Annotated in this window: 23 protein-coding genes; 10 read left to right on the top strand and 13 right to left on the bottom strand. The window is 66.7% G+C overall.

The genetic code is table 11. The features are described 5' to 3' along the window. Nucleotides 1–15 precede the first annotated feature (15 nt). Genes QFZ23_RS22030 through purU form a run of 5 tightly spaced genes read left to right on the top strand, consistent with a single transcriptional unit; the run spans nucleotide 16 to nucleotide 6,242 of the window. Nucleotides 16–387, top strand: coding sequence for a sarcosine oxidase subunit delta (locus QFZ23_RS22030; RefSeq protein WP_306926244.1), 372 nt, complete (start codon nucleotides 16–18; stop codon nucleotides 385–387). Beyond that, nucleotides 384–3,338 carry a sarcosine oxidase subunit alpha family protein gene (locus QFZ23_RS22025; protein WP_306926242.1) on the top strand — a complete coding sequence of 985 codons (2,955 nt, stop codon included), beginning with the start codon at nucleotides 384–386 and terminating at the stop codon, nucleotides 3,336–3,338. Before QFZ23_RS22030 ends, QFZ23_RS22025 begins: the two co-directional genes overlap by 4 nt. Beyond that, nucleotides 3,331–3,966, top strand: coding sequence for a sarcosine oxidase subunit gamma (locus tag QFZ23_RS22020; RefSeq protein WP_306926240.1), 636 nt, complete (start codon nucleotides 3,331–3,333; stop codon nucleotides 3,964–3,966). Before QFZ23_RS22025 ends, QFZ23_RS22020 begins: the two co-directional genes overlap by 8 nt. After that, nucleotides 3,966–5,339 carry an L-serine ammonia-lyase gene (locus tag QFZ23_RS22015; RefSeq protein ID WP_306926237.1) on the top strand — a complete coding sequence of 458 codons (1,374 nt, stop codon included), beginning with the start codon at nucleotides 3,966–3,968 and terminating at the stop codon, nucleotides 5,337–5,339. The genes QFZ23_RS22020 and QFZ23_RS22015 overlap by 1 nt, the downstream gene beginning before the upstream one ends. Before the next feature lie 3 nt (nucleotides 5,340–5,342). Further along, the gene (purU, locus tag QFZ23_RS22010) at nucleotides 5,343–6,242 is read left to right on the top strand and encodes a formyltetrahydrofolate deformylase (RefSeq protein WP_306926235.1); all 900 of its coding nucleotides are present in this window, start codon (nucleotides 5,343–5,345) and stop codon (nucleotides 6,240–6,242) included. Between the two features lie 163 nt (nucleotides 6,243–6,405). Here purU and bcp read toward each other — a convergent pair whose 3' ends face one another. The 8 genes from bcp to QFZ23_RS21970 form a co-directional block, all read right to left on the bottom strand. Further along, on the bottom strand, nucleotides 6,406–6,885 hold the full coding sequence (gene bcp, locus QFZ23_RS22005; protein ID WP_306926233.1) for a thioredoxin-dependent thiol peroxidase: 480 nt from the start codon (nucleotides 6,883–6,885) through the stop codon (nucleotides 6,406–6,408). A gap of 84 nt (nucleotides 6,886–6,969) precedes the next feature. Then, complete coding sequence (locus QFZ23_RS22000) at nucleotides 6,970–7,767, bottom strand: winged helix-turn-helix domain-containing protein (protein WP_306926229.1); 798 nt, start codon at nucleotides 7,765–7,767, stop codon at nucleotides 6,970–6,972. Nucleotides 7,768–7,777: 10 nt separating this feature from the next. Continuing rightward, the gene (allB, locus tag QFZ23_RS21995; RefSeq protein ID WP_306926227.1) at nucleotides 7,778–9,121 is read right to left on the bottom strand and encodes an allantoinase AllB; all 1,344 of its coding nucleotides are present in this window, start codon (nucleotides 9,119–9,121) and stop codon (nucleotides 7,778–7,780) included. Then, on the bottom strand, nucleotides 9,114–10,325 hold the full coding sequence (locus QFZ23_RS21990; RefSeq protein ID WP_306926225.1) for a glycerate kinase: 1,212 nt from the start codon (nucleotides 10,323–10,325) through the stop codon (nucleotides 9,114–9,116). Before QFZ23_RS21990 ends, allB begins: the two co-directional genes overlap by 8 nt. Nucleotides 10,326–10,409: 84 nt before the next feature. Then, nucleotides 10,410–12,188, bottom strand: coding sequence for a glyoxylate carboligase (gene gcl / locus QFZ23_RS21985; RefSeq protein WP_306926222.1), 1,779 nt, complete (start codon nucleotides 12,186–12,188; stop codon nucleotides 10,410–10,412). A gap of 155 nt (nucleotides 12,189–12,343) precedes the next feature. After that, on the bottom strand, nucleotides 12,344–13,222 hold the full coding sequence (locus QFZ23_RS21980; RefSeq protein ID WP_306926221.1) for a 2-hydroxy-3-oxopropionate reductase: 879 nt from the start codon (nucleotides 13,220–13,222) through the stop codon (nucleotides 12,344–12,346). A 97-nt stretch (nucleotides 13,223–13,319) separates the two neighbouring features. Continuing rightward, nucleotides 13,320–14,120: a hydroxypyruvate isomerase family protein gene (locus tag QFZ23_RS21975; RefSeq protein ID WP_306926219.1), complete on the bottom strand. Its 801-nt coding sequence runs from the start codon at nucleotides 14,118–14,120 to the stop codon at nucleotides 13,320–13,322. A gap of 300 nt (nucleotides 14,121–14,420) precedes the next feature. After that, nucleotides 14,421–15,407 carry a LysR substrate-binding domain-containing protein gene (locus QFZ23_RS21970; protein WP_306926218.1) on the bottom strand — a complete coding sequence of 329 codons (987 nt, stop codon included), beginning with the start codon at nucleotides 15,405–15,407 and terminating at the stop codon, nucleotides 14,421–14,423. Between the two features lie 21 nt (nucleotides 15,408–15,428). Here QFZ23_RS21970 and QFZ23_RS21965 point away from each other — a divergent pair, with 21 nt between their 5' ends. Genes QFZ23_RS21965 through QFZ23_RS21955 form a run of 3 tightly spaced genes read left to right on the top strand, consistent with a single transcriptional unit; the run spans nucleotide 15,429 to nucleotide 19,128 of the window. Further along, nucleotides 15,429–16,196: an enoyl-CoA hydratase/isomerase family protein gene (locus QFZ23_RS21965; protein ID WP_306926215.1), complete on the top strand. Its 768-nt coding sequence runs from the start codon at nucleotides 15,429–15,431 to the stop codon at nucleotides 16,194–16,196. A gap of 14 nt (nucleotides 16,197–16,210) precedes the next feature. Further along, nucleotides 16,211–17,809, top strand: coding sequence for an acyl-CoA synthetase (locus QFZ23_RS21960; RefSeq protein WP_306926213.1), 1,599 nt, complete (start codon nucleotides 16,211–16,213; stop codon nucleotides 17,807–17,809). Next, nucleotides 17,806–19,128, top strand: a complete 1,323-nt coding sequence (locus QFZ23_RS21955) for an MFS transporter (protein ID WP_306926211.1) — start codon at nucleotides 17,806–17,808, stop codon at nucleotides 19,126–19,128. Before QFZ23_RS21960 ends, QFZ23_RS21955 begins: the two co-directional genes overlap by 4 nt. 98 nt (nucleotides 19,129–19,226) lie before the next feature. Here the strand turns inward: QFZ23_RS21955 and QFZ23_RS21950 are convergent, their stop codons facing one another. Both QFZ23_RS21950 and QFZ23_RS21945 read right to left on the bottom strand, forming a co-directional pair. After that, complete coding sequence (locus tag QFZ23_RS21950; RefSeq protein WP_306926209.1) at nucleotides 19,227–19,640, bottom strand: SRPBCC family protein; 414 nt, start codon at nucleotides 19,638–19,640, stop codon at nucleotides 19,227–19,229. Then, entirely contained in the window at nucleotides 19,637–19,951 is a 315-nt protein-coding gene (locus tag QFZ23_RS21945; RefSeq protein WP_306926208.1) for an ArsR/SmtB family transcription factor, read from the bottom strand. Before QFZ23_RS21945 ends, QFZ23_RS21950 begins: the two co-directional genes overlap by 4 nt. Before the next feature lie 208 nt (nucleotides 19,952–20,159). Between QFZ23_RS21945 and QFZ23_RS21940 the strand changes: the two genes are divergently transcribed. Together QFZ23_RS21940 and QFZ23_RS21935 are read left to right on the top strand one after the other, a co-directional pair. Next, a complete protein-coding gene (locus QFZ23_RS21940; protein WP_306926206.1) occupies nucleotides 20,160–22,253 on the top strand; it encodes a rhamnogalacturonan lyase in 2,094 nt (697 codons plus the stop codon). A 229-nt stretch (nucleotides 22,254–22,482) separates the two neighbouring features. Beyond that, nucleotides 22,483–22,689 carry a hypothetical protein gene (locus tag QFZ23_RS21935; RefSeq protein WP_306926204.1) on the top strand — a complete coding sequence of 69 codons (207 nt, stop codon included), beginning with the start codon at nucleotides 22,483–22,485 and terminating at the stop codon, nucleotides 22,687–22,689. Between the two features lie 86 nt (nucleotides 22,690–22,775). Here QFZ23_RS21935 and QFZ23_RS21930 read toward each other — a convergent pair whose 3' ends face one another. From QFZ23_RS21930 to QFZ23_RS21920, 3 genes are all read right to left on the bottom strand, one after another. Further along, nucleotides 22,776–23,747, bottom strand: a complete 972-nt coding sequence (locus QFZ23_RS21930) for an SRPBCC family protein (protein WP_306926202.1) — start codon at nucleotides 23,745–23,747, stop codon at nucleotides 22,776–22,778. A gap of 271 nt (nucleotides 23,748–24,018) precedes the next feature. Beyond that, nucleotides 24,019–24,600, bottom strand: a complete 582-nt coding sequence (locus tag QFZ23_RS21925) for an AAA family ATPase (RefSeq protein ID WP_306926201.1) — start codon at nucleotides 24,598–24,600, stop codon at nucleotides 24,019–24,021. Nucleotides 24,601–24,960: 360 nt separating this feature from the next. Beyond that, nucleotides 24,961–25,809, bottom strand: a complete 849-nt coding sequence (locus QFZ23_RS21920; protein WP_306926200.1) for a PhzF family phenazine biosynthesis protein — start codon at nucleotides 25,807–25,809, stop codon at nucleotides 24,961–24,963. Nucleotides 25,810–25,824 lie beyond the last annotated feature (15 nt).

Genomic DNA, 25,824 nt, shown 5'->3' with positions numbered 1-25,824 from the left:
AAGAAGAAGACGCACATGCTGCTTATCTCCTGCCCCAACTGCGGCCCGCGGGACGAAACTGAGTTCCACTACGGCGGCCAGGCCCACGTGCCCTACCCCGAGAACCCCAACGACCTCACCGACCGGGAATGGGCCGAGTACCTGTTCTACCGCGAGAACACCAAGGGCACCTTCGCCGAGCGGTGGGTGCACAGCACCGGCTGCCGGCAGTGGTTCAACATGCTCCGCGACACGGTCACGTACGACATCCAGGCCGTCTACCAGATGGGGGTGCCGCGGCCCGCCGCGCCCGTTCCACCCGCAGCTGACACCGGCACCGCAAGTACCGGCGCCGCCAGCACCACCCCCCTCAGCCCCAGCACCGCCCCGGAAGGAGCGACCAAGTGACTTCCCAGAACGCGCGCCTCAGCACCGGCGGCCGCATCGACCGCAGCATCTCCTGGCGCTTCACCGTGGACGGCGAGGAATTCACCGGACACCCAGGCGACACCCTGGCCTCCGCGCTGCTGGCCAACGGCCGCATCGCCGCCGGCAACTCGCTGTACGAGGACCGCGCCCGCGGCATCCTGGCCGCCGGCGTGGAAGAGCCCAACGCCCTGGTCCGGATCGAAGCCCGGTTCCCCGGTGACGTTGCCGAGTCCATGCTCCCCGCCACCACCGTTTCGCTGGTGGACGGCCTGAAGGCCGGCTTCCTGAACGGCCTGGGCAAGCTCGACCCGGCGGATGACCGCGCCGAGTACGACAAGAAGTACGTCCACACCGACATCCTGGTGATCGGTGGTGGACCCGCAGGCCTGGCCGCCGCACGCGAGGCTGTCCGCAGTGGCGCCCGCGTCATCCTGATGGACGACCAGCCCGAACTCGGCGGGTCCCTGCTGTCCGGATCCACGGCGTCCGAACTGGCGGAAACCATCGAGGGCAAGCCCGCACTGGAATGGGTTGCCGACGTCGAAGCCGAGCTCGTCTCCGGCGCCGAAAGCACCGTGCTGAACCGCACCAGCGCGTTCGGCGCCTACGACGCCAACTACGTCATCGCCGTGCAGAACCGCACCGACCACCTCTCCAGCCCGGCCGCCGCCGGCGTTTCCCGCCAGCGTATTTGGCACATCCGTGCCAACCAGGTTGTCCTGGCCCCCGGCGCCCACGAGCGTCCGCTGGTGTTCGAGAACAACGACCGCCCGGGCATCATGCTCGCCTCGGCTGTCCGCAGCTACCTGAACCGCTACGCCGTGGCTGCCGGCCAGCGGGTGGTCATCAGCACCACCAACGACAGCGCCTACGCCCTGGCCGCGGACCTGCGCGCCGCCGGCATCAAGGTCGCGGCCGTCGTCGACGCCCGTCCCGCCCTCACGCCGGTGGCTGCCGCCGCCGTCGAAGCCGGCACCCGGGTGCTCATCGGCAGCGCGGTGGCCAACACCTCTTCCTCCGGAGAGGGCACAGCCGATGGCCGGCTGAACAGCGTCACCGTCCGCAGCATCAACGACGACGGCGAGCTCACCTCCGGTATCGAAGAGATCGCCGCCGACCTGCTGGCAGTGTCCGGCGGCTGGAGCCCGCTGGTGCACCTGCACTCGCAGCGACAGGGCAAGCTGCGCTGGGACGAGGACCTCGCGGCCTTCGTGCCGGCCACCGTGGTTCCGAACCAGCAGACCATCGGCTCCGGCCGCGGCAGCTTTGAACTCGCGGACTGCCTGGCCGAGGGCATCTCGGCCGGAGCAACGGCTGCGATCGCCGCCGGCTTCGAGTCCGCCGTCGAGCCCTCCGCCCTGGCGGAGCCGAAGGCGTCCGCCCCGACCCGCCAGCTGTGGCTGGTCCCCGGCCAGACCGGAACCCCCGACGACTGGCACCACCACTTCGTCGACTTCCAGCGTGACCAGTCCGTGGCCGACGTCCTGCGCTCCACCGGCGCCGGCATGCGGTCCGTCGAGCACATCAAGCGCTACACCTCCATCAGCACCGCCAACGACCAGGGCAAGACGTCCGGCGTGAACGCCATCGGCGTTATCGCTGCGGCTCTCCGCCAGGCCGGCGAGGCGTCCCGGGGCATCGGCGACATCGGCACCACCACCTACCGGGCACCGTTCACCCCGGTGGCCTTCGCGGCACTGGCCGGACGCCAGCGCGGCGAGCTGTTCGATCCCGCCCGCGTCACCTCGATCCACCCGTGGCACGTTGCCCAGGGCGCCCTGTTCGAGGACGTCGGGCAGTGGAAGCGGCCGTGGTACTACCCGCAGAACGGCGAGGACATGGACGAGGCTGTGCTCCGCGAGTGCGCCGCCGTCCGCGACTCCGTGGGCTTCATGGATGCCACCACCCTCGGCAAGATCGAAATCCGTGGCAAGGATGCCGGTGAGTTCCTGAACCGGATCTACACCAACGCGTTCAAGAAGCTGGCCCCGGGTTCCGCCCGCTACGGCGTCATGTGCCTCCCGGACGGCATGATCTTCGACGACGGCGTGACCCTGCGCCTGGACGAGGAAACGTACTTCATGACCACCACCACCGGCGGTGCCGCCAAGGTACTGGACTGGCTGGAGGAATGGCTGCAGACCGAATGGCCGGAACTCGACGTGCACTGCACCTCGGTGACCGAACAGTGGAGCACGATCGCCGTCGTCGGACCCAAGTCCCGCGACGTCATCGCCAAGGTTGCCCCGGAACTGGCCGCCAACGGCGGCCTCGACGCCGAGGCGTTCCCGTTCATGACCTTCCGCGAAACCACCCTCGCGTCCGGCGTGCAGGCCCGCATCTGCCGGATCTCGTTCTCCGGTGAACTGGCCTACGAAATCAACGTGCCGTCCTGGTACGGGCTGAACACCTGGGAATCCGTGGCCGCGGCCGGTGCCGAGTTCAACATCACCCCTTACGGCACCGAGACCATGCACGTGCTGCGTGCCGAGAAGGGCTACCCGATCGTCGGGCAGGACACCGACGGCACCGTCACCCCGCAGGATGCCGGCATGGAATGGATCGTCTCCAAGGCCAAGGACTTCATCGGCAAGCGCTCCTACTCCCGGGTGGACGCGCAGCGCGATGACCGCAAGCACCTGGTCAGCGTCCTGCCGGTGGACGGCTCGCTGAAGCTTCCGGAAGGAACCCAGCTGGTGGAGAAGGGCATCCCGGCGAGCCCCGCCTACGGCCCCGTCCCGATGCAGGGCTTCGTGACCTCCAGCTACCACAGTGCCGCACTGGGCCGCTCGTTCGGCTTGGCCCTGATCAAGAACGGCCGCAACCGGATCGGCGAGACCCTGGTGGCCGCCGCCGGCAACCAGCTCGTCGACGTAGTCGTGGCAGAAACCGTACTGTTTGACCCCGAAGGGACCCGCAAAGATGGCTAACACCGCAGCCTTCACAGGCATCAATGGACTCCGGGAAATCCGCCGCAGCCCAGCCTCACACCTGGCCGAAGCATTCGACTCCGGGTCCGTGCAGGGAACAGTCACCCTCAAAGAGGGCCCGTTCCAGACCATGGCCGGCGTCCGGGTGGACCGCAGCTCCGAGGCCGGCGCCCGGATTGCCTCCGTCACCGGCGGCCTGCCGGAGCGCTGCGGCGAGGTCCGCGGCACGGAACGGGTCAGCGTCCTGTGGCTCGGTCCGCAGGAGTTCCTGGTGGTGGCCCCGGAAGACGCCCACGACTCCCTGGGCGGAGACCTGATCGGCTCCCTCAAGTCCGCCCTGGGCGACGGCGCCGGACAGGTGGTGGACCTGTCCGCCAACCGCACCACGTTCGAGCTCTCCGGCCCGCGGGCCCGGGCGGTGCTGGAGAAGGGCTGCGCCCTGGACCTGCACCCGCGCACCCTCAAGCCGGGCACCGCCCTGAACACCGAGGTGGGCAACATCCCGGTGGTCCTGTTCAAGACCGGGGAGGAAAGCTTCCGGCTGTTTCCCCGCGCCTCGTTCGCGGACTACCTGGGCCGCTGGCTCCTGGACGCCATGAGGGAGTTCGCTTCCCCCGAGGTACCCTGATGGCGCTCAGCGCCCTGGACTTGTTTTCCGTTGGCATCGGGCCGTCGTCGTCACACACGGTCGGCCCGATGCGGGCGGCAAAGCAGTTCGCCGACGGGCTCAAGGGCGGCGGGCTGCTCAGTGCCACAACCCGGGTCCAGGCAGAGCTCTTCGGGTCCCTTGGTGCCACTGGCCGGGGCCACGGCTCCGACAAGGCAGTGGTGCTGGGCCTGCAGGGCTTGGAACCGGAAACCGTTGACACGTCCACCGCTGATGACCAGGTGGCAGCCGCCGCCCTGGACGCCGAACTGCGGATTGGCGGGGACCACCGGGTGGACTTCAACTGGGACGAGGACGTGGTGCTGCACCGGCGCAAGTCGCTGCCGGCCCACCCCAACGGCATGACCTTCCGCGCCCTCGATCACGCCGGTACGGTGCTGAGCGAGCGGAGCTTCTACTCCATCGGCGGCGGCTTCGTGGTTGACGGCGATGCCGACGCCGGCGCCAAGGTGGTGGCGGATGAAACCCCGCTGCCGTACCCATTCACCACTGCCAACGAACTCCTGGAGATCTGCAAGCGCGAAGGCATGTCGATCTCGGACGTCATGCTCGCCAACGAGCTGGTGTGGCGCAGCGAGACGGAGCTCCGCGAGGAACTGCTGAAGCTGTGGGCCGTCATGCGCGAATGCGTGGAGAACGGCTGCGCCGCGGAAGGCATCCTGCCCGGCGGGCTGAACGTAAGGCGGCGGGCGCCGTCGCTCTTCCAGACGCTGTCCAAAGACTCCGGCAGCACCGACCCGCTCCGCGCCATGGAGTGGGTGAACCTCTTCGCGCTGGCCGTCAACGAGGAGAACGCGGCCGGCGGCCGCATCGTCACCGCCCCCACCAACGGGGCGGCCGGCATCGTACCGGCGGTCCTGCACTACTACGTGAAGTTTGTTCCCGGAGCCGACGACGACGGTGTCGTCCGCTTCCTGCTGGCCGCAGCCGCCGTCGGGATTCTGTTCAAGATCAACGCCTCCATCTCCGGTGCGGAGGTGGGCTGCCAGGGCGAGGTCGGCTCGGCCTGCTCCATGGCCGCGGCCGGGCTCTGCGAGGTGCTGGGCGGCACCCCCGAACAGGTGGAGAACGCCGCCGAGGTGGGGATCGAACACAACCTGGGGCTGACCTGCGACCCCGTGGGCGGCCTGGTGCAGATCCCGTGCATCGAGCGGAACGCGATCGCCAGTGTCAAGGCCATCAACGCCGCGCGGCTGGCCCTGCACGGGGACGGCAGCCACAAGGTGTCGCTGGACAAGGCCATCAAGACCATGCGCGAGACAGGCGCAGACATGAAAACCAAGTACAAGGAAACCTCTCGAGGAGGCCTCGCTGTGAATGTAATTGAGTGCTGAACCATGACTGCTATTCAGACTGAGGACCGAGCCTCCGGGCAGGCAAGCAGCGGCGTCGAGCACGTCCTGACCCTGGACTGCCCCGAAGGCCCTGGCATCGTGCACGCCGTCTCCGGCTTCCTGCTGGAATACGGCTGCGACATCATCGACAACAAGCAGTTCGGCGACCGGTCCGAAGGCCACTTCTTCATGCGGGTGCACTTCGCGTCCGACGGCAACGAATCCACGCTGGAGCAGCTGCGTGCCGGGTTCACCCCGGTGGCCGAGAAGTACAACATGAAGTGGCGGCTGGAACGGAACGGGTCACGCCGCAAGGTCCTGATCATGGTCTCGAAGTTCGGCCACTGCCTCAACGACCTGCTCTTCAGGGCCCGGGTGGGGGAACTCCCCATCGAAGTTGTGGGCGTGGTTTCAAACCACACCGACCATCAGACACTCGTGGACTGGCACGGCATCCCGTTCTTCCACGTCCCCGTCACCGCGGCCACCAAGCCGCAGGCGGAGGCCCGGCTGCTGGAAATCGTGGACGAGCTCGACGTCGAGCTGGTGGTGCTGGCCCGCTACATGCAGGTCCTCAGCGACGACCTGGCGCGGAAGCTGGACGGCAAGGCGATCAACATCCACCACTCGTTCCTGCCGTCGTTCAAGGGTGCCAAGCCGTACCACCAGGCTTACGCCCGCGGAGTGAAGACGGTTGGCGCCACGGCGCACTACGTGAACGCGGAACTCGACGAGGGGCCGATCATCGCGCAGCAGGTGGTGGAGGTGGACCACACCTTCGGCCCCGAGGACCTGGTCGCCGCCGGTCGGGACACCGAGTGCAAGGCGCTCAGCAACGCCGTCCGCTGGCACTGCGAAGGCCGGATCATCCTGAACGGCAACCGGACTGTGGTCCTGAAGTAGGGGATCCTTCCTCAGGTCCTGCCGCTTAAGCCGAAACGCTCCTGCAGTTCTTGCAGGAGCGTTTCGCCTTAAGCGACCAAAGGTGGGGAGGCGTTTGGGGTGAGGCGACCAAAGGTGAGGAAGCGTTTGAATCTAGACGACCAAAGGTGAGGAAGCGTCCGGGTTAGACGCCGAGCTGCTCGCGGAGCGCCTGGACGTGGCCCTGCGCCTTGACCTGGTACTGGGCCAGCGTAACCTTGCCCTCGGGATCCAAAACGACGGTGGAACGGACGATGCCCTCGTGCACCTCGCCGTCGATGAGCTTCTCGCCCCAGGCGCCGTAGGCCAAGGCCACGGCGTGGTCCTCGTCAGCAAGCAACGGGAAGGTGAGCCCGAAGTCGCCGGTGAAGTTGGCCAGCTTCTCCGGCGCATCGGGGGAGATGCCCAGCACCGCGTAGCCCGAGCCCTGGAACGAGGCCAGGTTGTCGCGGAAGTCGCAGGCCTCGGTGGTGCAGCCGGGGGTGGCGGCCTCGGGGTAGAAGTACACGATGACGTTCTTGCCGCGGTAGTCGGTCAGCGCGGTCTGCTTGCCTTCTGCGTCCCGCAGGGTGAAGTCCGGCGCCTGGGTTCCGGGCTGGAGCTTGGTGGTCAGTTTGGGGCTCATGGCATTCCTTCTGATGGATCTGGGTCGAGCGAAAAATCTGGTCAAGCACAATGACCGATCGGACTGAAATGGATAACAGCAGCCCTAGATACTGTATTCCGCCGGACCGCGCACGGTTGCTGCGGGCCCGCTGATGAAGCGGTAGCCGCCGCCGCGGACCGTGGCGATCGCGTGCCGGCCGTCGCGCAGCTTACGCCGCACCCGCCCCACGTAGACGTCGATGGAACGGGTCGCGGCGCCGGGGCTGTCGAACGACTCCAGGAACAGCCGCAGCTCCTCCCGGTCAACGGTCCGTGAGCAGTGCTCCACGAGGTAGCGCAGCAGTTTAAATTCGACGCCGGTCAAAGGCACCCGCTCACCGTCCAGCAGCACTTCTGATTGGGCCAGGTCCACGGCCACCCGGCTGACGTGACCGGCCGACGGCGGGAGGTGGGGTGCGCCGCCGTCGTCCGTTTCCGGGAACTCCAGTTCCGCTGGTTCCTGTTGCGCCGGTACCTGTTGCGAGGGGTCCGGGTACGGGGAATCCTCCAGGGAGGACGACGGCGGCACGGGAGTTCCGCCGTCGGGCGCACCGTTGGGTTCCCCCTCCCCTGGGGGCGTGCCCGGGTGCGTCCCGGCGGCGGAAGTTGCAGCTCCGGCGGCGGGCCAGTGGACTTCCGCCTCCGGAGCAAATTGAAGGGCCCGCGCCAGCACCAGCTCGGCAGCCCGGGCCAGGACCTCCGGATCGATGTCCTGGCCTTCGGGGGGAGCTACCCAGACAGCCAGGCCGTGGGCCTTTGCAGTCCCTGGGGCCATGGCAGTTCTGGGGGCGTTGGCAGCACCGTGGGCCTTGGCGCCCCAGGGGGCAGAAGTGCCGCGCGGTGAATGGGCATGCACAGCCACCGCGCGGTCCTCAGATGCCGCCGCGGCGGATCAGCTTGCCGCCGGGGGTCTGGCCGTCCACCACGCTGCCGCGCAGGTACGTGCGGCGGACCACGCCGGAGAGTGCCTTGCCGTCGTACGGGGTGATGGGGTTCTTGTGCTTGAGCTTGGACACGTCCACCACGAAGGCCTCGTCCTGGGCGAAGACGGAGAAGTCGGCGTCGTAGCCCAGGGCAAGCTGGCCCTTGTTGGAGAGGCGGGCCAGTGCGGCCGGCTTCTCGGCCATCCACGACACCACCTGCTCCAGCGGGATGCCGCGGTGGCGGGCCTCGGTCCAGATGAGGGACAGGCCCAGCTGCAGCGAGGAGACTCCGCCCCAGGCAACGGCGAAGTCGCCGTTTTCGAGGTCCTTCAGGTCCAGCGTCGAGGGCGAGTGGTCGGAGACGATGCAGTCGATGGTGCCGTCCTGCAGGCCCTGCCAGAGGAGCTCGCGGTTGGAGGCCTCGCGGATGGGCGGGCAGCACTTGTAGGCGGTGGCGCCGTCGGGGATTTCCTCGGCCATGAGCGTGAGGTAGTGCGGGCAGGTTTCCACGGTGAGGTGGACGCCGTCGCGCTTTGCCGAAGCGATCATGGGCAGCGCGTCAGAGGAGGACAGGTGCAGGATGTGGGCGCGGGCGCCGGTCCAGCGGGCGCGCTCGATCACCTCGGCAATGGCCTTGTTCTCGGCGCCGCGGGGGCGGGAGGCCAGGAAAGTGGAGTAGTGGGCGCCGCCGGGGTGGGGTGCGTGGTCGATGGCGTGCGAGTCCTCGGCGTGGACGATCATGAGCGAGTCGAAGGACTTCAGCTCGCGCATGTCCTCCTCCATCTCGTCCGCCTCCAGGTGCGGGAACTCGTCCACGCCGGAGTGCAGCAGGAAGCACTTGAAGCCGAAGACGCCCTCGTCGTGCAGCGGGCGGAGGTCGGCCTTGTTGCCGGGGATGGCGCCGCCCCAGAATCCGACGTCCACGAAGGCCTGGTCCTCGGCCACCTCGCGCTTGAGCTTGAGGCCTTCCACGTTGGTGGTGGGAGGGATGGAGTTCAGCGGCATGTCGATGATGGTGGTCACGCCGCCGGCGGCTGCGGCCCGGGTGGCGGAGGCGAACCCCTCCCACTCGGTGCGGCCGGGCTCGTTGACGTGGACGTGGGTGTCCACCAGGCCGGGGATCAGGGTTTCATCGTCGGCGAGCTCGATTACCTCGGCGCCGGCGAGGCCGTTGCCGAGCGGCTCGAGGGCGACGATCTTTCCACCGCGCACGCCCACTTCACGGGCGGCGATCCCGGCGGTGGTGAGGATGCGCCGGCCCCGGATGACCAGGTCAAAGCGTTCTTCAGACATTCAGGGGCTCCTTCGTGTAAGCACTGTCGGTCAGGTGCACGCCGATGTGCTGACCCAATTCTTCAAGCAGTCGGCCTGCTTCAGCTATACATATCTCTACATTGCTTTCCAGCGCCGTCAGGGGGTAGACCTGCCGGAAACCTGAGCGGCTGATCTGCCCGTCGTCCAGGGTGGTGCGGCCGCACACGGCGAGCACCGGCACGCCGGCCCCGGCAGCCGCCCGGGCAACGCCCATGGGCGTCTTGCCCAGCAGGCTCTGTTCGTCCAGGCTGCCTTCGCCGGTGATCACCAGGTCCGCGCCGGCCAGCCGCTCGGCCAGCCGGGTGAATTCAAGCACGACGTCAATGCCCGGCCGGCGTGATGCCGCCAGTGCCGCGATGGCGGCGTAGCCGACGCCGCCTGCCGCTCCGGCGCCCGGCGCGTTGGCGGCCTTGACCGCGCGCGGCCCGATCTCCGCGGCGAGGACCTGGACGAAGTTGGCGAGGGCGGCGTCCAGTTCGCCGACGTCGGCGGCGGTGGCGCCCTTCTGCGGTCCGAAGATGGCCGCCGCGCCTTCCGGCCCGAGCAGCGGGTTGTCCACGTCGCTCGCCAGGACGAAGCGGGACTCCTCCAGCCGGGTGTCGAAGCCGGAGAAGTCGATGGCCGCCAGCTCCGCCAGGGCCGCGCCGCCCAGGGGGAGTTCGTTGCCGGCGGCGTCGAGCAGCCGGGCGCCGAGTCCCTGCAGCACGCCCGCGCCGCCGTCGGTGTTTGCGCTGCCGCCGACACCCAGGATGATCTGCCGGCAGCCGGCGTCGAGCGCCGCGCGGATCAGTTCCCCGGTGCCCAGGCTGCTGGCGGTCCGGGCAGAAGCGGAACCCGGCCGCCCGCCGTCGTACCCGGGAAGGGCAGCGAGGCCGGAAGCCGCGGCCATTTCGATCACGGCCTCCCGGCCGCGGACCGCGAACTCCGCCGTCAGCGGCTGCCCGGTGGGGCCGCTGACCACGGCGCGGCGGCGGGTGAAGCCGGAGCCGACGGCGGCGTCGAGGGTGCCCTCGCCGCCGTCGGCCACGGGAATCCGCAGTACCTCAAGGGTGCCCTGTCCCTCTAGGCTGCACGGCCCGGCCGCTGTGGCGGAGCCCTTCCGGAGCCCTTCTTCAAGGTGCCGGGCGACGTCCGGGGCGGAGAGTGAGCCCTTGAACTTGTCCGGCGCGATCACGATGCGCATTGCTTGCCTATCTTCGGTACTTTTGGGTGCGGCTGTTTTGTCCCGCTGGGTGCCAGTCCTGCTGGGTGTCAGTCCTGCAGGTTGTTAGTCCTGCAGGGCCAGGATGGCGGTGGGCGCGTCGGCGGCGGTGGCGGCCAGTTCCTCGAACTCGTTCACGGCGTTGATCTCGAGGCCCATGGAGATGTTGGTGACCTTTTCCAGGATCACTTCAACCACCACGGGAACCTGGAACTCGCCCATCAGTGCCTTGGCCTTGTCGAACGCGGCCGGCATGTCCGCCGGGTTCTCCACGCGGATGGCCTTGCAGCCCAGGCCCTCAACCACCTTGATGTGGTCCACGCCGTAGCCCAGGGTCTCGGGGGAGTTGATGTTGTCGAAGCCCAGGGACACGTGGTAGTCCATGTTGAACCCCCGCTGGGACTGGCGGATCAGGCCCAGGTAGGAGTTGTTCACCACCACGTGGATGTACGGCAGGTTGAACTGTGCGCCCACGGCGAGTTCCTCGATCATGAACTGGAAATCGTAGTCGCCGGACAGCGCCACCACGTTCTCGCCCGGCTTGCCGCGAACGACGCCGAGGGCGGCCGGGGCGGTCCAGCCCAGCGGTCCTGCCTGGCCGGCGTTGATCCACTTGCGGGGGCCGAACACGTGCAGCATCTGGGCGCCGGCGATCTGGGACAGGCCGATGGTGGACACGTAGGTGGTGTCCTTGCCGAAGGCCTTGTTCATCTCCTCGTACACGCGCTGCGGCTTGATCGGCACGTTGTCGAAGTGCGTCTTGCGGTGCAGGGTGGCCTTGCGCTCGGCGCACTCGGCAACCCATGACGTGTAGTCGGGCAGAGTCCCGGCGGTCTGGCGTTCGCGGGCGATTTCCAGCAGGCCGTCCAGGGCGGCGCCGGCGTCGGAGGCGATGCCGAAGTCCGGGGAGAACACGCGGCCGATCTGGGTGGGCTCGATGTCGATGTGCACGAACTTGCGGCCCGCCGTGTAGGTGTCCAGGCCGCCGGTGTGGCGGTTGGCCCAGCGGTTGCCGATGCCGATCACGAAGTCGCTGCGCAGGAAGTTCTCGTTGCCGTAGCGGTGGCTGGTCTGCAGGCCCACCATGCCGGCCATCAGCTCGTGGTCGTCCGGGATGGCGCCCCAGCCCATCAGGGTGGGGATGACGGGAACGTTCAGCAGCTCGGCCAGTTCCACCAGCTGTGCCGAGGCGCCGGCGTTGATGATGCCGCCGCCGGCCACGATCAGCGGGCGCTCGCCGGCCGTCAGCATGTCCAGGGCTTTTTCCAGCTGCTTGCGGGAGGCCTTGGGCTTTTCGACGGGCAGGGGCTCGTAGGTGTCGATGTCGAATTCGATCTCGGCCATCTGCACGTCGATCGGCAGGTCCAGCAGGACCGGGCCGGGGCGGCCGGAGCGCATCAGCTGGAAGGCCTTCTGGAAGGCGCCGGGGACCTGGCCGGGCTCCAGGATGGTCATGGCCATCTTGGTGACGGGCTTGGCGATGGACTCGATGTCCACGGCCTGGAAGTCTTCCTTGTGCAGCTTGGCAACCGGAGCCTGGCCGGTGATGCAGAGCATGGGGATGGAATCGGCCCACGCGGCGTACAGGCCGGTGATCATGTCGGTGCCGGCGGGGCCGGAGGTGCCGATGCAGATGCCGATGTTGCCGTCTGCTGCGCGGGAGTAGCCGTCGGCCATGTGGCTGGCGCCTTCAACGTGGCGGGCCAGGGTGTGGCGGATGCCGCCGTGGGCCCGCATGGCGGAGTAGAACGGGTTGATCGCCGCACCCGGCAGGCCGAACGCCTCGGTGGCGCCCTCCTTTTCCAGGATGGCGATGGCAGCGTCTACGGTGCGCATCTTGGTCATGGTGTGCTCCTTGAAAGCTTTGGGGTGCCCTTGCGGGCTGAATTGGGCTGATTTTGGGTGTACTCGGGGAGCCGCCGTCGTTGAAGTACGACGGCGGATCTCCGGTTTCGCTTGTTGTCCGGCTACTGCCGGAGGTGCTTCACTTCCGGCCTGGTTTACTTTCGACCAGAGAGCTGGAGGACCTGCTTGAAGAGTCCCGAGTGGTCCAGGCCGCCGTCGCCCTGGTTGACGGTGGCGGCGACGAGCTGGGCGACGACGGCGCCGAGCGGGATGGAGACGTTGGCTTCGCGGGCTGCGGAGGTGACGATGCCGAGGTCCTTGTGGTGCAGGGCCAGGCGGAAGCCGGGGTCGAAGTTGCGGTCCAGCATCTTCTGGCCCTTCTGGTCCAGGACCTTGGAACCGGCGAGGCCGCCGCCAAGGACCTTGAGGGCTGCGTCGGTGTCCACGCCGTAGGCCTCGAGGAAGGCGATGGCCTCGCCGAGGACCTCGATGTTGACGGCGACGATCAGCTGGTTGGCAGCCTTGACGGTCTGGCCGGAGCCGGAGGGGCCGACGTGGACGATGGTCTTGCCGACGGCGTTCAGGACGTCCTGGGCTGCCTCGAAGTCTGCCTTGTCGCCGCCGACCATGATGGACAGGACGGCGTCGATGGCGCCCTGTTCGCCGCCGGAGACCGGGGCGTCGAGGGGGCGGATGCCGGCTGCGGTTGCTTCTTCCGAGAGTCGCTTGGCGACGTCGGGGCGGATGCTGGACGCGTCGATCCAGAGGGTGCCCTGCTTGGCGTTGGCGAAGACGCCCTCGGGCCCGCTGACGACGCCCTCAACATCGGGGGAGTCCGGCACCATGGTGATGACGACGTCGGCGTCCTTGACGGCGTCCGCGATGCTGGAGGCGCCCTTGCCGCCTTCGGAGACGAGCTTGTCGATCTTGTCCTGGCTGCGGTTGAAGCCGGTGACGGTGTGGCCGGCCTTGACGAGGTTGATGGCCATGGGAAGGCCCATGATTCCGAGTCCGATGACTGCAACGTTGCTCATGATGGTTCTCTTTCTGAAGTCTGTGGTGGTGCGGGTGCTGGGCCCACGCCCGCCGGGTTCCCTGACCGAGCTTGCGAGGTTAGGGTGCGGGTGGGGACTAGTTGGAAGCGTGTTCGCGGATGGCCCAGTTGAAGGCGGTTTCCTGCGGTTCCTTGTATTCGAGCCCGATGTAGCCCTCGTAGCCGAGTTCGCGGCTGCGGGCGATCCACTCGCCGAGGGGAAGCTCACCGGTTCCGGGAGCCCCGCGGCCGGGGTTGTCGGCAATCTGGATGTGGCCGAAGTCCTTGGCGTGCTTTTCGATGACCGCGGCGACATCGTCTTCGTTGACAGCCAGGTGGTAGAAGTCGGCGAGTAGCTTGATGTTCTGCGCGCCGGATTCCGCCTTGACCCGGGCGATCACGTCGAGCGCATCCTGGGCCTTGAGGAGCGGGTACCGGGGGGCTCCGCTGACGGGTTCTAGGAGGACGGTTCCGCCGATCCGGGCCACGCCCTCGGCAGCCGCGGCCAGGTTCTTGGCCGCGAGTTCGTCCTGCTCCTCCGGGCTGAATTCCTCTTGGCGGTTGCCGTAGAGGGCGTTGAAGGCCTTGCAGCCGAGGCGCTCGCCGATGCCGGCGACGACGTCGATGTTGTCCTTGAACTCACCTTCACGGCCCACCCAGGAGACCAGGCCGCGGTCACCGCCGGGCATGTTGCCGGCGTTGAAGTTCAGGCCGGAGAGCTGGACGCCGGCGTCGGTGATGGCGCGCTCGAAAGCCGTGGTCTCGGCGTCGGAAGGGACTGAGCTCTCAAACGGCCACCAGAACTCGACGGCGTCAAAACCCGCCGACTTCGCGGCTGCGGGGCGCTCGAGCAGGGGCAGTTCCGTCAGCAGGATGGAGCAGTTCACTGTGTACGTCATCGTAGGTCCTTCCGGGGAGGGGCTTTGATCTATCTTCCCTGCTTCTCAGCTTCCATGCCGTTTCCGCTTTGTGGAATTTAGATTCTGCGTTATGAAAAGTGTAGGGAAGGGGCGGGGAGGTAGTCAAGGGGGTCCGTTAGGGTGCGGGGGCGCTGGCGCAGTTCTGAGGCTGCGTGGACACGCAGGAAGTACCGGCACCAAGGGGTGCCGGCACTTCCTGATTGGCTAGCTGCGTGACTTAACGGTGGTCGCAGTGCTGGCTGGGTGCGCGGAGCGACTGGAAACTATCGTCGTGTACTTTCACCCATGCCCGCCCGCCGCCAACCCGGCCCACACGGCCTTAACAAACGCGTCCGTTTCAGCTGACCTGCGGCTCTTCAGCCATAGTGCCGACGTCCGCCAGGCCAGCGGGTCACCTACAATCGGCCGCCAAACCACCCCGGAAGTCAGCGGCGTCCACGGCTCCTCGTTGAAGTGCACGCCACGACCGGCCAGGATCAGCCCATGCGTGAAGTGCTGGTTCCGGGCATGCACAATCGCGGCCGGCAGGTATCCGGCATCGCGGCATGTCTGGAGGAACGAGTCGTACAGCGGCGGGGCCATGTGCCGCGGAAAAATGATTAGCGGGTTGCCCTCCAGGTCCCGCAAGCGAACGGCATCCAAAGCAGCCAGCGGATGCGAAGCATTCAGAATCACCCCCAACGCCTTGGAAGCCACCGGCCCGGACTCAAAACCCACGCTGCTCAAAGGGTGACGGACCACCGCAACGTCCAGTTCGCCGTCGCGCAGCCGCTCCACCTGCTCAACAGTGGTGAGCTCGTGCAGGTTCAGCAGCACGTCGGGCGCCGCGTCACCAAACGCAGCAACCATCGCTGAAAGCGCTCGAGGGTTCGTGTCCGGCGGCACGGCGACCTGCAGGATGCCTGAAGTGCCCGGGCGGATCCGCCGCATCGACTCGTGGGCCATGGCCACGTTGTCCAGCACGTTGCGAGCGTGCTCCAGCAGCAACGCGCCCGCCTCAGACAGCTCCACGCCGCTCCGCCGTCGGTGAAACAGCAGCACTCCGAGCTCTTTCTCCAGGTCCTTGATCCGCTGTGACAGCGGCGGCTGGGCCATGTGCAGGCGCTGCGCTGCACGGCCGAAATGGAGCTCCTCGCTGAGCACCACGAAGTACTTGAGATGGTGGATGTCCATGCGGCACCATATCAGTTTGGTATCGCTACGAGTGGATTTTGATGTTAGACGGGTCACATTACGCGGTGGTCTGATGGAGGCAATCCGCAGCATCCACGGAAGGAAAAGGCCCAAATGTCCCAGGACGTCCTCTTCGAACGAATCGGCTCAACGGCCATCATCACGCTCAACCGCCCGGACAAGCTAAACGCGTGGACCGAGGCCATGCGCAGCGAACTCATCGAACACCTGGAGGGCCTGAAGGGCAATGAGGAAGTCCGCACAGTCATCCTCACCGGCAGCGGCCGAGCCTTTTGCGCGGGGCAGGACCTGGCCGAGACCGCATCGATGAACCCGGAGGACCACGCCGCCGCCGAGGCGTGGATCGACGGCTTCGACCGCCTCTACCGCGCCGTCCGCAACCTCGATCAGATCACCATCGCCGCCGTCAACGGCGTCGCCGCCGGCTCCGGCTTCCAGTACGCACTCCTCGCCGACCTCCGCGTCGGCGACTCCCAAGTCCGCATGGGCCAGCCTGAAGTCCTCTCTGGCATCCCCAGCATCACGGGAATCTGGGCCATGTGGAGCATCCTCGGCAAGTCCAAGACCTCCCAGTTCGTCCTCACCGGCGAACTGGTCGATGCAGCGGAAGCCCAGCGCCTCGGCCTGCTCAACTACCTGGCGGACGACGGCGGCGTGCTGGCTTATGCGAAGGACCTCGCCTCACGCTTGAGCCTCCTTCCTCCCGGCGCGGTCCGCCTGACCAAGAACCGGCTGCGCAGCCTCGAGGACGACGACCTCAGCGACGCCATGGCCGAAGCCAAGCGCGTCCACCGCGAGGCCTACGGCACCGGCGAACCGCAGCGCGAAATGGCCCGCTTCCTCGCTGGCCGCGGACGCTGAAGGGAGCCGCAGCCATGACACCGAACACCGCAACCCAAGACCGCTACGCCGAACTGCTGGACACGCACCGCTGGGAGGTGCCCGAGTTCTACAACATGGCCGTCGACGTCGCCGACCGGCACCCACGTGACAAGCGTGCGCTCATCCTGGAGTCCGCCGTCGAAGGCCAACGCGAGGTGGGTTGGGGTGAGATCCAGGACCGCTCCCGGCAGATCGCCGCTACCCTGCGGGCTGCCGGCATCCAAAAGGGCGACCGCGTCGCCGTGCTTCTGCCGCAGCGTGCCGACACCCCGGCCGCCTACCTCGGCGTGCTGCGGACCGGCGCCATCCTGGTCACGATGTCCCTGCTGTGGGCCGCGGAACCCATCCGCTTCCGGCTCGAAGACAGCGGCGCCTCGGTGATCATCGCCGAGGAATCGGCCAAGGCACTGTTTGACGGCTACGACGGGACGTTCCTCGATATCGACAGCCCCGCCATCGCCAACGCGCCCACGGAGTTCGAGGACGTCGAAACGAAAGCCGACGACCCCGCGCTGATCTTCTACACTTCGGGTACCACCGGCCGGGCCAAGGGAATCGTCCACGCCCACCGGACCCTGCTCGGGCACAACGAGTTCGAGTACTGTCACCAGATCGGCGACGGCGACGTCTTCTACGGCGCGGGGGACTGGGCCTGGTCGCTCGCAAAGCTCATGGGGCCGCTTCGGCTCGGCGTCACACACCTGGTTTTCCGGCCCGCCGGCGGCTTCGACCCCGCCGCCCTGCTGGACAGCATGAGCCGCAACCAAGTAACCAGCGCGCTAGTTAACCCGACGTTCCTGCGGAAGATGCGAGAGGACGTGCCCGACGCCGGAACTCGCTTCCCGCTGTCCCTGCGGACTGTCTGCTCGTCCAATGAGCCGCTGACGTCTGACCTGATCGCTTGGTTCCGGCAACAGTTCGGCGTCACTCTGCTGGACTACTACGGCTCCACGGAGTCGTATCCCCTGCTGGGGAATTACCCGGGGGTGCCGGTGAAGCCTGGTTCCATGGGCAGGCCGCTTCCGGGCTGGGAGGTTCGGCTGCTGGACGAGAATGAGCAGGAAGTGCCCGGCGGCGAGACGGGCGAAATCTGCCTCCGTTCGCGCTCCAACCCTCAGTTTCCCTTGGGATACTGGAATTTGCCGGAGGCGTCAGCCGCCGCATTCGGAGGCGCCTGGTACCACACGAAGGACCAGGCCTTCACCGACGATGACGGCTACTTCTGGTTCCTGGGGAGGACTGACGACGTCATCAAAACGTCCGGCTACCGCGTGGGGCCGTACGAGCTGGAGGCAGTCATCCGTGAACTCGATGCCGTGAGGGATGTGTCTGTGACCGGCGTGCCCGACGAGCTCCGTGGCCAGTCCATCAAGGCGTGGATCGAGCTGATGCCCGGCCACTTTGGGGGAGATGAACTGAGTGAAACGATCGTGGCCCACGTGAAGGAGAACTTCTCCCGCTTCGCCTACCCAAGATTCATCGAATACGTCGCAGAGTTGCCCAAATCGGCCACCGGAAAAGTCCAGCGGGCCCAGCTTCGCGAACTGCCGCACACACCCCCTTCTCCCCGTCTCGAAGGACAACCCTCATGAAGACCCTGACCGAGAACCTCGCTGGAACTGAGTCCTCCCCGCGCCGGAACCTCAAGCGCGTGGCCGCAGCGGCCGCCGTCGGAAATTTCGTCGAATGGTTCGATTCGGCGGCCTATGCGGTGATGTCGGTGACGATCGCAAAGCTCTTCTTCCCGGACTATTCGACGACGGCGTCCCTGCTGGCCGTGTGGGCGATCTTCGCCGGCGGCTTCATCGCCAGGCCGCTCGGGGCGGCATTCTTCGGACGCTACGGTGACAGGATCGGCCGCAACAAGATGCTCGGCCTGTGCGTGGTCATCATGAGTGCGGCGACGTTCTGCATTGGCATCCTGCCCACGTTCGCGGTGATCGGCATCTGGGCGCCCATCCTGCTGTTCGTCTTCCGGGCCGTCCAGGGCTTCACGACCGGTGGCGAGTACACCGGGTCCTCGGCCTTCATTGTTGAGTACGCCCCGGCCGGCAAGCGCGCGACGTATGCCAGCATCATCCCGGCCACGGTGGGTCTGGCGTCGGTTGCGGGTGCATTGCTCGGCGCCGCTATCACGGCCACCCTCAGCCCGGCAGATCTCCAGGCATGGGGTTGGAGAATTCCGTTCCTGCTGGCCGCGCCGCTCGGCCTGATCGGCTTGTACATCCGATCGCGCGTGGATGACACTCCGGTTTTCCGCGGCTTGGAGAAGAAGGGCGAAGTGGCCAAGAGGCCGCTCGGAGACGCTGTCCGTATGTGTGCCCGCCAGATCTTCACGCTCTTCGGCTACAGCATCACCAACGCGGTCGCCTACTACCTGATGAGCAGTTACATGATCGCGTACATGACATCCAGCCTCCACTACTCGAGCACGGAGTCGATGATCACCAGCGTGATTACCATGCTTGTCTACACTGCGACGTGCCCGCTAGCGGCCAGGGCCAGCGACAAGTACGGACGCCGAAGAATGCTGCTGGTGGCTTGCGTTGGCTTCGTGGTGATGACGATTCCTGCCTTCGCGATCATGCCGCTCGGTCTGGGCTTCGCGATCCTGGGAACCAGCGTCCTAGGCGCTCTGGTGGCCGTAATCGGAACCTCCAACGTGCCTGCTCTCGTGGAGATGTTCCCCAGCTCGGTCCGGGCCTCCGGTTCGGCGATCGGTTACACCCTGGCCTATGTCCTCTTCGGCGGCACCGCCCCCTTCGTGGCTACCGGCCTGGTTGCTGGCTTTGGCACGCCTTTGGCTCCCGCCTTCTATCTGGTGGGAGTGGCGGTAGTCTCCGCCGTCGTCGTTGTCCTTTTCTTCCGGGAGACGAAGGACCTGTCCTTGTCTCGAACGACAGTTCTGTAGCCTCTCGCACTGAAAGCCCCGGCTGCGTGGAAACGCAGGGAGGGTCGGCACCAGTGGTGCCGGCCCTCCCTGTTGCGGGCTGTATTTGCGCTGACGGACTAAGGGCGCGCAGCGTCGACGAGGACGTCGTCGATCCGGGACAGCACCCCTCGCCAGCCATTGCCCATGCCTTCGAATGCCTGCTGGCCCATCGGGGTATCCAGCTTGAAGCCCGCGTGCTCGAGATGCAGGACCGTTCCGTCTTCCACAGTTTCAAGCGTCCATGTGATGGTGGTGTCCAGGGCACCTTCGGCAAATAGGAAGCTGATGGCGGTGCCGGGATCGACGCTGAGGACTTCGCACTGCTGTGTGCCCCAGGCTCCCATGTCCAGGCTGAAGCGGTGTCCCACGGTGGGGGCGATGTCGCCCGGAGCCCACCAGCGCGCGAGCAGGTCGGGCGTCGTGAGTGCCTTCCAGACTGCCTCGGGCGGGTGCGGGAAGTGGCGCATGAGGCGGATCGTGTTGTCGGTCATGATGGGTTCTCCTGGTCCAGTAGGTTCCCCAGCGCGTCGAGGCGCTGGTTCCAGTAGTGCTCGTAGTTCTTCAGCCAGCCGCCCACCTCGGCCAGGCCGGCGGCCTGGAGGTGATACACCCGGTGCCTTCCGCGCCGCTCTTCCCGGATGAGCCCGGCCCCGCGGAGCACGGCGAGGTGTTCCGACGCGGCAGAACGGCTCTGCTCGAGCAGGCCCGTGAGGTCGCCTGCTGTCCGTGGTCCGTTCCGCAGCTCGTCGAGGATGGTGCGCCGAGCCGGGTTGGCCAGGGCGCCGAAGATGTCGGGAAGCACGCCTGCAGAATATGTCGGAAAATTCCGAAATGAAAGTCTTGCACCGGGTTGGGCTGTGCCGTACCTGGATCAGTAAGGCGCAGGTGGAGGTCCGCCGAAACCCTTGACCGCGCTCCGCCACCCCTGATAAACCTTAGGTGCGGAAAGCGCTTTCTTCGCATCCGGACCACTCTCTGCCAAAAATGTGGGGCGTGTCTTCGGCACTTGAATGAAACGATACAAAACCGATCAGCGGCGGCCCGATTCCTGCCGCCCGCATCAAAGGAGATGTTCTTTGGCATACCGCGACACTCGCTCCACCAGCAATGCAAAACGCAGAACCCGGAAGGCCCCATTGATAGCGACGGCAGCCTCACTGGCCGCCGCCGCTCTGGCGTTCACCGGCGTTCCGCTCAGCCAGGCGGCACCCGTAACCCAGGCGCCGGCAAGCCATGCCGAAGACGGAGCCGCAGCAGCGCAACAAGCCCAGGGCCTCAAGCGCCAGATGGAAAACCTGGACCGCGCCCCGGTGGCCGTCATCACCGACCAGGGCGTCACGTTGGGCTGGCGCATGCTTGGCCTGGACAGGGACAGCATCGGCTTCCACGTGATCCGAGACGGCGTGCAGATCACCGACGAGCCCATCCGCAACACCACCACCTACGTCGATCCGGAGGGAACGGCGTCGTCCAGGTATGTGATCAAAGCGGTGGGCAACGGCAACGGCCAGGACAAGCTCACGGCGGAGTTCACACCGCTATCCCAGAACTACCTCGCCATCAAGCTGGACAAACCGGCCGACGGCGCCACCAAGGACGGCAAGCCGTACACCTACTCCGCCAACGACGCGAGCGTCGCGGACCTGGACGGGGACGGCAAGTACGAGATCATCCAGTCATGGGCACCCTCGAACGCCAAGGACAACTCGCAGTCCGGCTACACCGGCAACGTCTACGTGGACGCGTACAGGACGGACGGCACCAAGCTGTGGCGCATCGACCTGGGACACAACATCCGCGCCGGCGCGCACTACACCCAGGTGCTGGCCTACGACTTCGACGGCGACGGCAAGGCCGAAGTGGCGATGAAGACGGCGGACGGCACCAAGGACGGCGCCGGTACCGTGATCGGCGACGCGGCCGCTGACTACCGGAACAGCTCCGGCTATGTGCTGTCCGGACCGGAGTTCCTCACCGTGTTCGACGGCGGGACGGGCGCCGCCGTGGACACGGTCGCCTATGAGCCTGGCCGGGGCAGCGTCGCCAGCTGGGGCGACTCCTACGGCAACCGCGTGGACCGCTTCCTTGCCGGCGTGGCCTACCTCGACGGCGAACACCCGTCCATGATGTTCAGTCGCGGCTACTACACCCGCACCGCCCTGGTCACCTATGACCTGGTGGGCCGCAAGCTCGTGAAGCGCTGGAAGTTCGACTCCAACGATGCCGGAGCTGAATACCGCGGCCAGGGCAACCACAACCTGTCCGTGGCGGACGTGGACCAGGACGGCAAGGACGAGTTCGTGTTCGGTTCCATGACCATCGACGACGACGGCAAGCCGCTCTACAACACCAAGCTCGGCCACGGCGACGCCATCCACACCTCCGACCTGGATCCGTCCCGACCAGGGCTGGAAACCTTCGCCGTGCACGAGAGCATGGGCCAAAGCGGGAACCGCGGCGCCACCTTCCGGGACGCCGCCACCGGAGAGATCCTCTGGAGCATTCCGGCAACAAAGGACACAGGCCGCGGCGCTGCGGGCGACATCGATCCGCGCTACGCAGGCGCCGAAGGCTGGGCCGTCGGCGGAACCGCCGCCTGGAATTCACCCGTGGGGGAGCTCAGGTCTGCCAAGGGCGAGCTGATCTCGGAAAACATCCCGGCCGCCAACTTCCTGGCCTGGTGGGACGGCGATCCGCTACGGGAGATCGTCGACCACGACTACGACTTCACGACCTCCACCGGCGTGCCCACTATCTCGAAGTGGAACTGGGAAACCGAGGCCAGCGATCGGCTCCTGACGGCCACGGGTGCGCGCAGCAACAACACCACCAAAGGCAATCCCTCGCTGCAGTCCGACCTGCTGGGTGACTGGCGCGAGGAGCTGGCCTGGCCGTCCGCCGACAGCACCGAGCTGCGGATCTACACCACCACTGCACGGACCGGGATGCGGCTCCGCACCCTGATGCACGATCCCGTGTACCGGACGTCCGTGGCCCGCGAAAACGTGGCCTACAACCAGCCTCCGCACCCGAGCTTCTTCAGCGGCGATGGCATGGAAAGTCCGGCCATGCCGTCCATCAGCTACGTGGCCGCGCAGCGCTAGTGCCGGGCCGGCGGTAGCGCCCAACCAGCGAACACGGAAGCGCAAAAAACCCTGTTTGATGGGGCTCCGGGCTCGTAAAATAAAGGTGGGGCCGACGGCAAGATCCCCGGAGAGCGATCCTTACGAGCCCGGGGTGCCTTCCCAAGCGCCGCCGGCCCTTATGAATGCCGCCAGGTTCCGATCCGGTCACGGCTCTTCCCGTAAGATCACGCCCATGTGACCATGAGGCATGAGCGAAGAACTTATGGCGGCGGCACCCTCCGGCGGTGGCGCTCCCCGCAATCGAATGGCCGGACTGATCCACTCCGAAGGCTCCGAGGCAACGCGGCAAATGCGCGAGCAGGCCAAACGGCGCCGGGAAGCAGAAGCGAAACTGCAGCATCACCTGATGGAAACCCGCAACAAGTCAGCAGGCGCACAGGACCCCGCACTCTGACAGGGCGGCCGAAACTACACAAAACAGCAATCACGGCGACACCATTCCGGTGCCGCCGTGATTGCTGTTCAGTTGGAAGACCGGCGTTAGTGCTGGCCGGAAGTGCCGCCAAGGGGCGGGATGGTGCCCGGATCGCGGTCTGCGCTTTCGGCCCGGTCGGCGGCGCTTCTGGTGTCACTCGCCGCCGTCTCGTCCGAGTCACCCTCATCGTCAATCAGGCCGTTGGTCTGGTCAAAGGGATGGGCGACGGACTCGTCCGTCAGCGCCGAACCGGTGCCTGCCGCAGTTTCACCTGCAGTAGTTCCACCGGTAACGGTTCCACCAGCAACGGTGCCCGCTGTAGTTCCGCCGGAGAAGCCCGGAGTGTCGGTCGTATCGGTAGCGACAGCGGTTTCGGTGTACTCCGGAACCACCGGGGTGACGGTTTCGTCGACGACATAGACGGTGTCGGAGTCCTTGTCCTTGCTGCCGGCGGCCATAGCTGCCGCGCCAGCTGCAGCCGCCACTCCGGCAGCCGCCGCCATCTTGCCCGAGACGCCGGCCTTGCCGCTGTCGCCGAGCGATCCGGCAGCGTGTTCAACGCCCGGCGTGCCCACCGAGCCGCCTTCGTTGACCGAGCCCCGCCAGGCGCCGCTGGCGTAGCTTTCGTCCTCGATGAATTCCTTGAACCTCTTGAGGTCGGCCTCGGCCTGGTGCTCCACGACGTGAAGCTTGTCGCCGATCTTCTCCACGAGCCCCTCGGGTTCGTAGTCGATGAACAGCTTGATGGAGGTCTGGCCGCCGCCCACGTCTTCAAACTCCACCGAGCCGGCGTTGGTGGCCCCCTCCGTGGCGGCCCAGGCAACCTTCTGGTCCGGCTTCTGCTCGAGGATCCGGGCCTCCCATTTGCGCTTCACGCCCGCGATCTCGGCCACCCACTCGAGACGGTCATCGCTGAGTTGGGTCACTTTCTTGACGCCGCCCATGAAGTGCGGAAAGTCCTCGAACTGGGTCCACTGGTTGTATGCCGTGCTGACCGGCACGTTCACCAGAATGCGCTTCTCAACCCTCGTGCTCATAGTGTCTCCTTCGTCGAAGTGAACAGATGATGGTCCGGCAATCCGAAGTCATCAGCATGCTTACTATATCTTCGACGGTGCTGCGTGGCCAGAGCGGGCAGTGCCGGGCCAATGTTTTGCGGGCGAAAAGGGGAGGCCTCCGCGCGAATCAAGGGACTCAAGCGCGGAGGCTTCCAGCACTCCGGTTTGGGGGGAAAGAGGAGAGCTTGCACCAATGTACAGCGGGCAGGACTTCAGGGAAGGCTTATTGGGCCGTTTCGGAAATTCTTGACTAAACCTTGAGTAGCCGGCGGAAATCGACGGCGTCGAGCAGCCTGGCCAGCACGTCGGCCGGCGGCCCTCCGGCGTCGATCTTTACCATGTCCGCGTACTCGGGCAGTGCGCGGTAGGCGTTCCGGAGGGCGGTGAGTTCGGTCACGGGTTCCTCGTCCGTGCCGCGCGCCAGGACCCGTTGGTGCGCGGTTTCGGGGCTCACGTCCAGGTGGAGGACCACGTCCGGGGTGGGCAGAGTGCGGAGCAGCCAGGGGAGAAGGCGTCCGCGGCGCAGGCCCCTTGCCTCGCGCAGCGCCAGCTGGCAATGAAGGTGCCGGTCCATGACAACAAGGCCATGGAATCGGGATGCCCGGGCATGCGACACCAGTACGTTGAACACCCGCATGGTGGTTTCGGCCGCCTCGGCCAGGCGGCCGGGCAGCTGGATGCCGAGTCTGGCGCTGAGCAGGGACATCCGCCGCCGGCCCGCATAGTTGCTCAGCAGAAGCGCGTCCTTGCCTTCTGCACGGGCCGCGGCAACCAGGGAATGGGCCGCCGTCGTTTTCCCCGAACCGTCGATTCCTGCCAGAACAATGATCATGTGGCCTCCTTCCGTCCCCTGTCCAACGGGCGGGGGCCGGACAACGTTGCTGCTTTGAGGTGCACGTCACGCTGTTGGCCCAGTTGGCGGCTGGCCCACCCCCAAAACGGGTGACGGCGGGCCCGCCGGATCTTGCAGCGATCCTTCCGCAAAGTTGCGCCATTCCTGAGCGGTGCGGGGGACAGTATTTCGCAGGGGCCGTGCAGAAGCGCCGCGGCCCCGCTAGAGACCCGGTACGCAGATCACCATCCAGATCACCCACGAAGACCACGGACTGGGACGGGCAGGCGCAATGGGGCACCGGCCCATCCCCGGCACGTTCGTCGAACTGGGCGCGCGGAATTAAAGGGGCGGGCGGAATTACAGGAAGACGCTGCCCCGGATGACCGTGCGGCTGGTGCCGCCCACCCAGATGCTGTCGCCTTCGCTGGTGATGGTGAGCCGTCCGCCGCGGCCCAGGACGGTACCCTGGCTGACGGTGTAGTTGCCGTCCGTGACGCCTGAGCCGCGCAACCACTGTGCAAGGCCGGCGTTGAGGCTGCCGGTCACCGGGTCTTCGGGGATGGCCAGGCCGGGAACGAAGCCGCGCACCTCGAAGTCCGCCGGGCCGCCGTCCCCGTAGGCCCCGATGACGCCCACGTTCAGCGTTCCCATCGCTACAAAATCCGGCGTCAGGTCGAGCACCTGCCGGGCCGATGCCAGCCGGATGCCGAGCCAGCCGGGTCCGTTGTCCACCCAGTTGCTGTCCAGAACCTGTTCGGGCCCGATACCCAGACTCGCGATGGCCCGCTCCAGCACGTCAGGTTCCACGGAACCGGAACGGCGCAGCGGCGGGGCTTCGAAGAACTGCTCGCCGGCGGTCTGACTGATTTTGACGAGCCCCACCTCGCATTCCTGCACGAGTTCGCCCGAACGATGCGGCTGGCCGCCGTTCTCCAGCCACGCGTGCGCGGAACCGAGCGTCGGGTGGCCGGCGAAGGGAAGCTCGGACGCCGGCGTGAAGATCCGCAGCCGGTAGTCCGCCTCCGGCTGTGTCGGCTGCAGCAGGAACGTGGTTTCGGAGAGGTTTGTCCAGTTGGCGAAGCTTTGCATCTGCTCGGCGGACAGGCCGTCGGCGTCATGGACGACGGCGACCGGGTTGCCGGGCTTTGGCCCGGGGGCAAAGACGTCGACTTGCGAAAAGGGATACTCGTTCACGGTGGCGGACATGCTGTTCTTTCTCTG

Source organism: Arthrobacter globiformis, from assembly GCF_030818015.1.
Lineage (GTDB): Bacteria > Actinomycetota > Actinomycetes > Actinomycetales > Micrococcaceae > Arthrobacter > Arthrobacter globiformis_C.
This window is presented reverse-complemented; position numbering and strand designations above follow the sequence as displayed.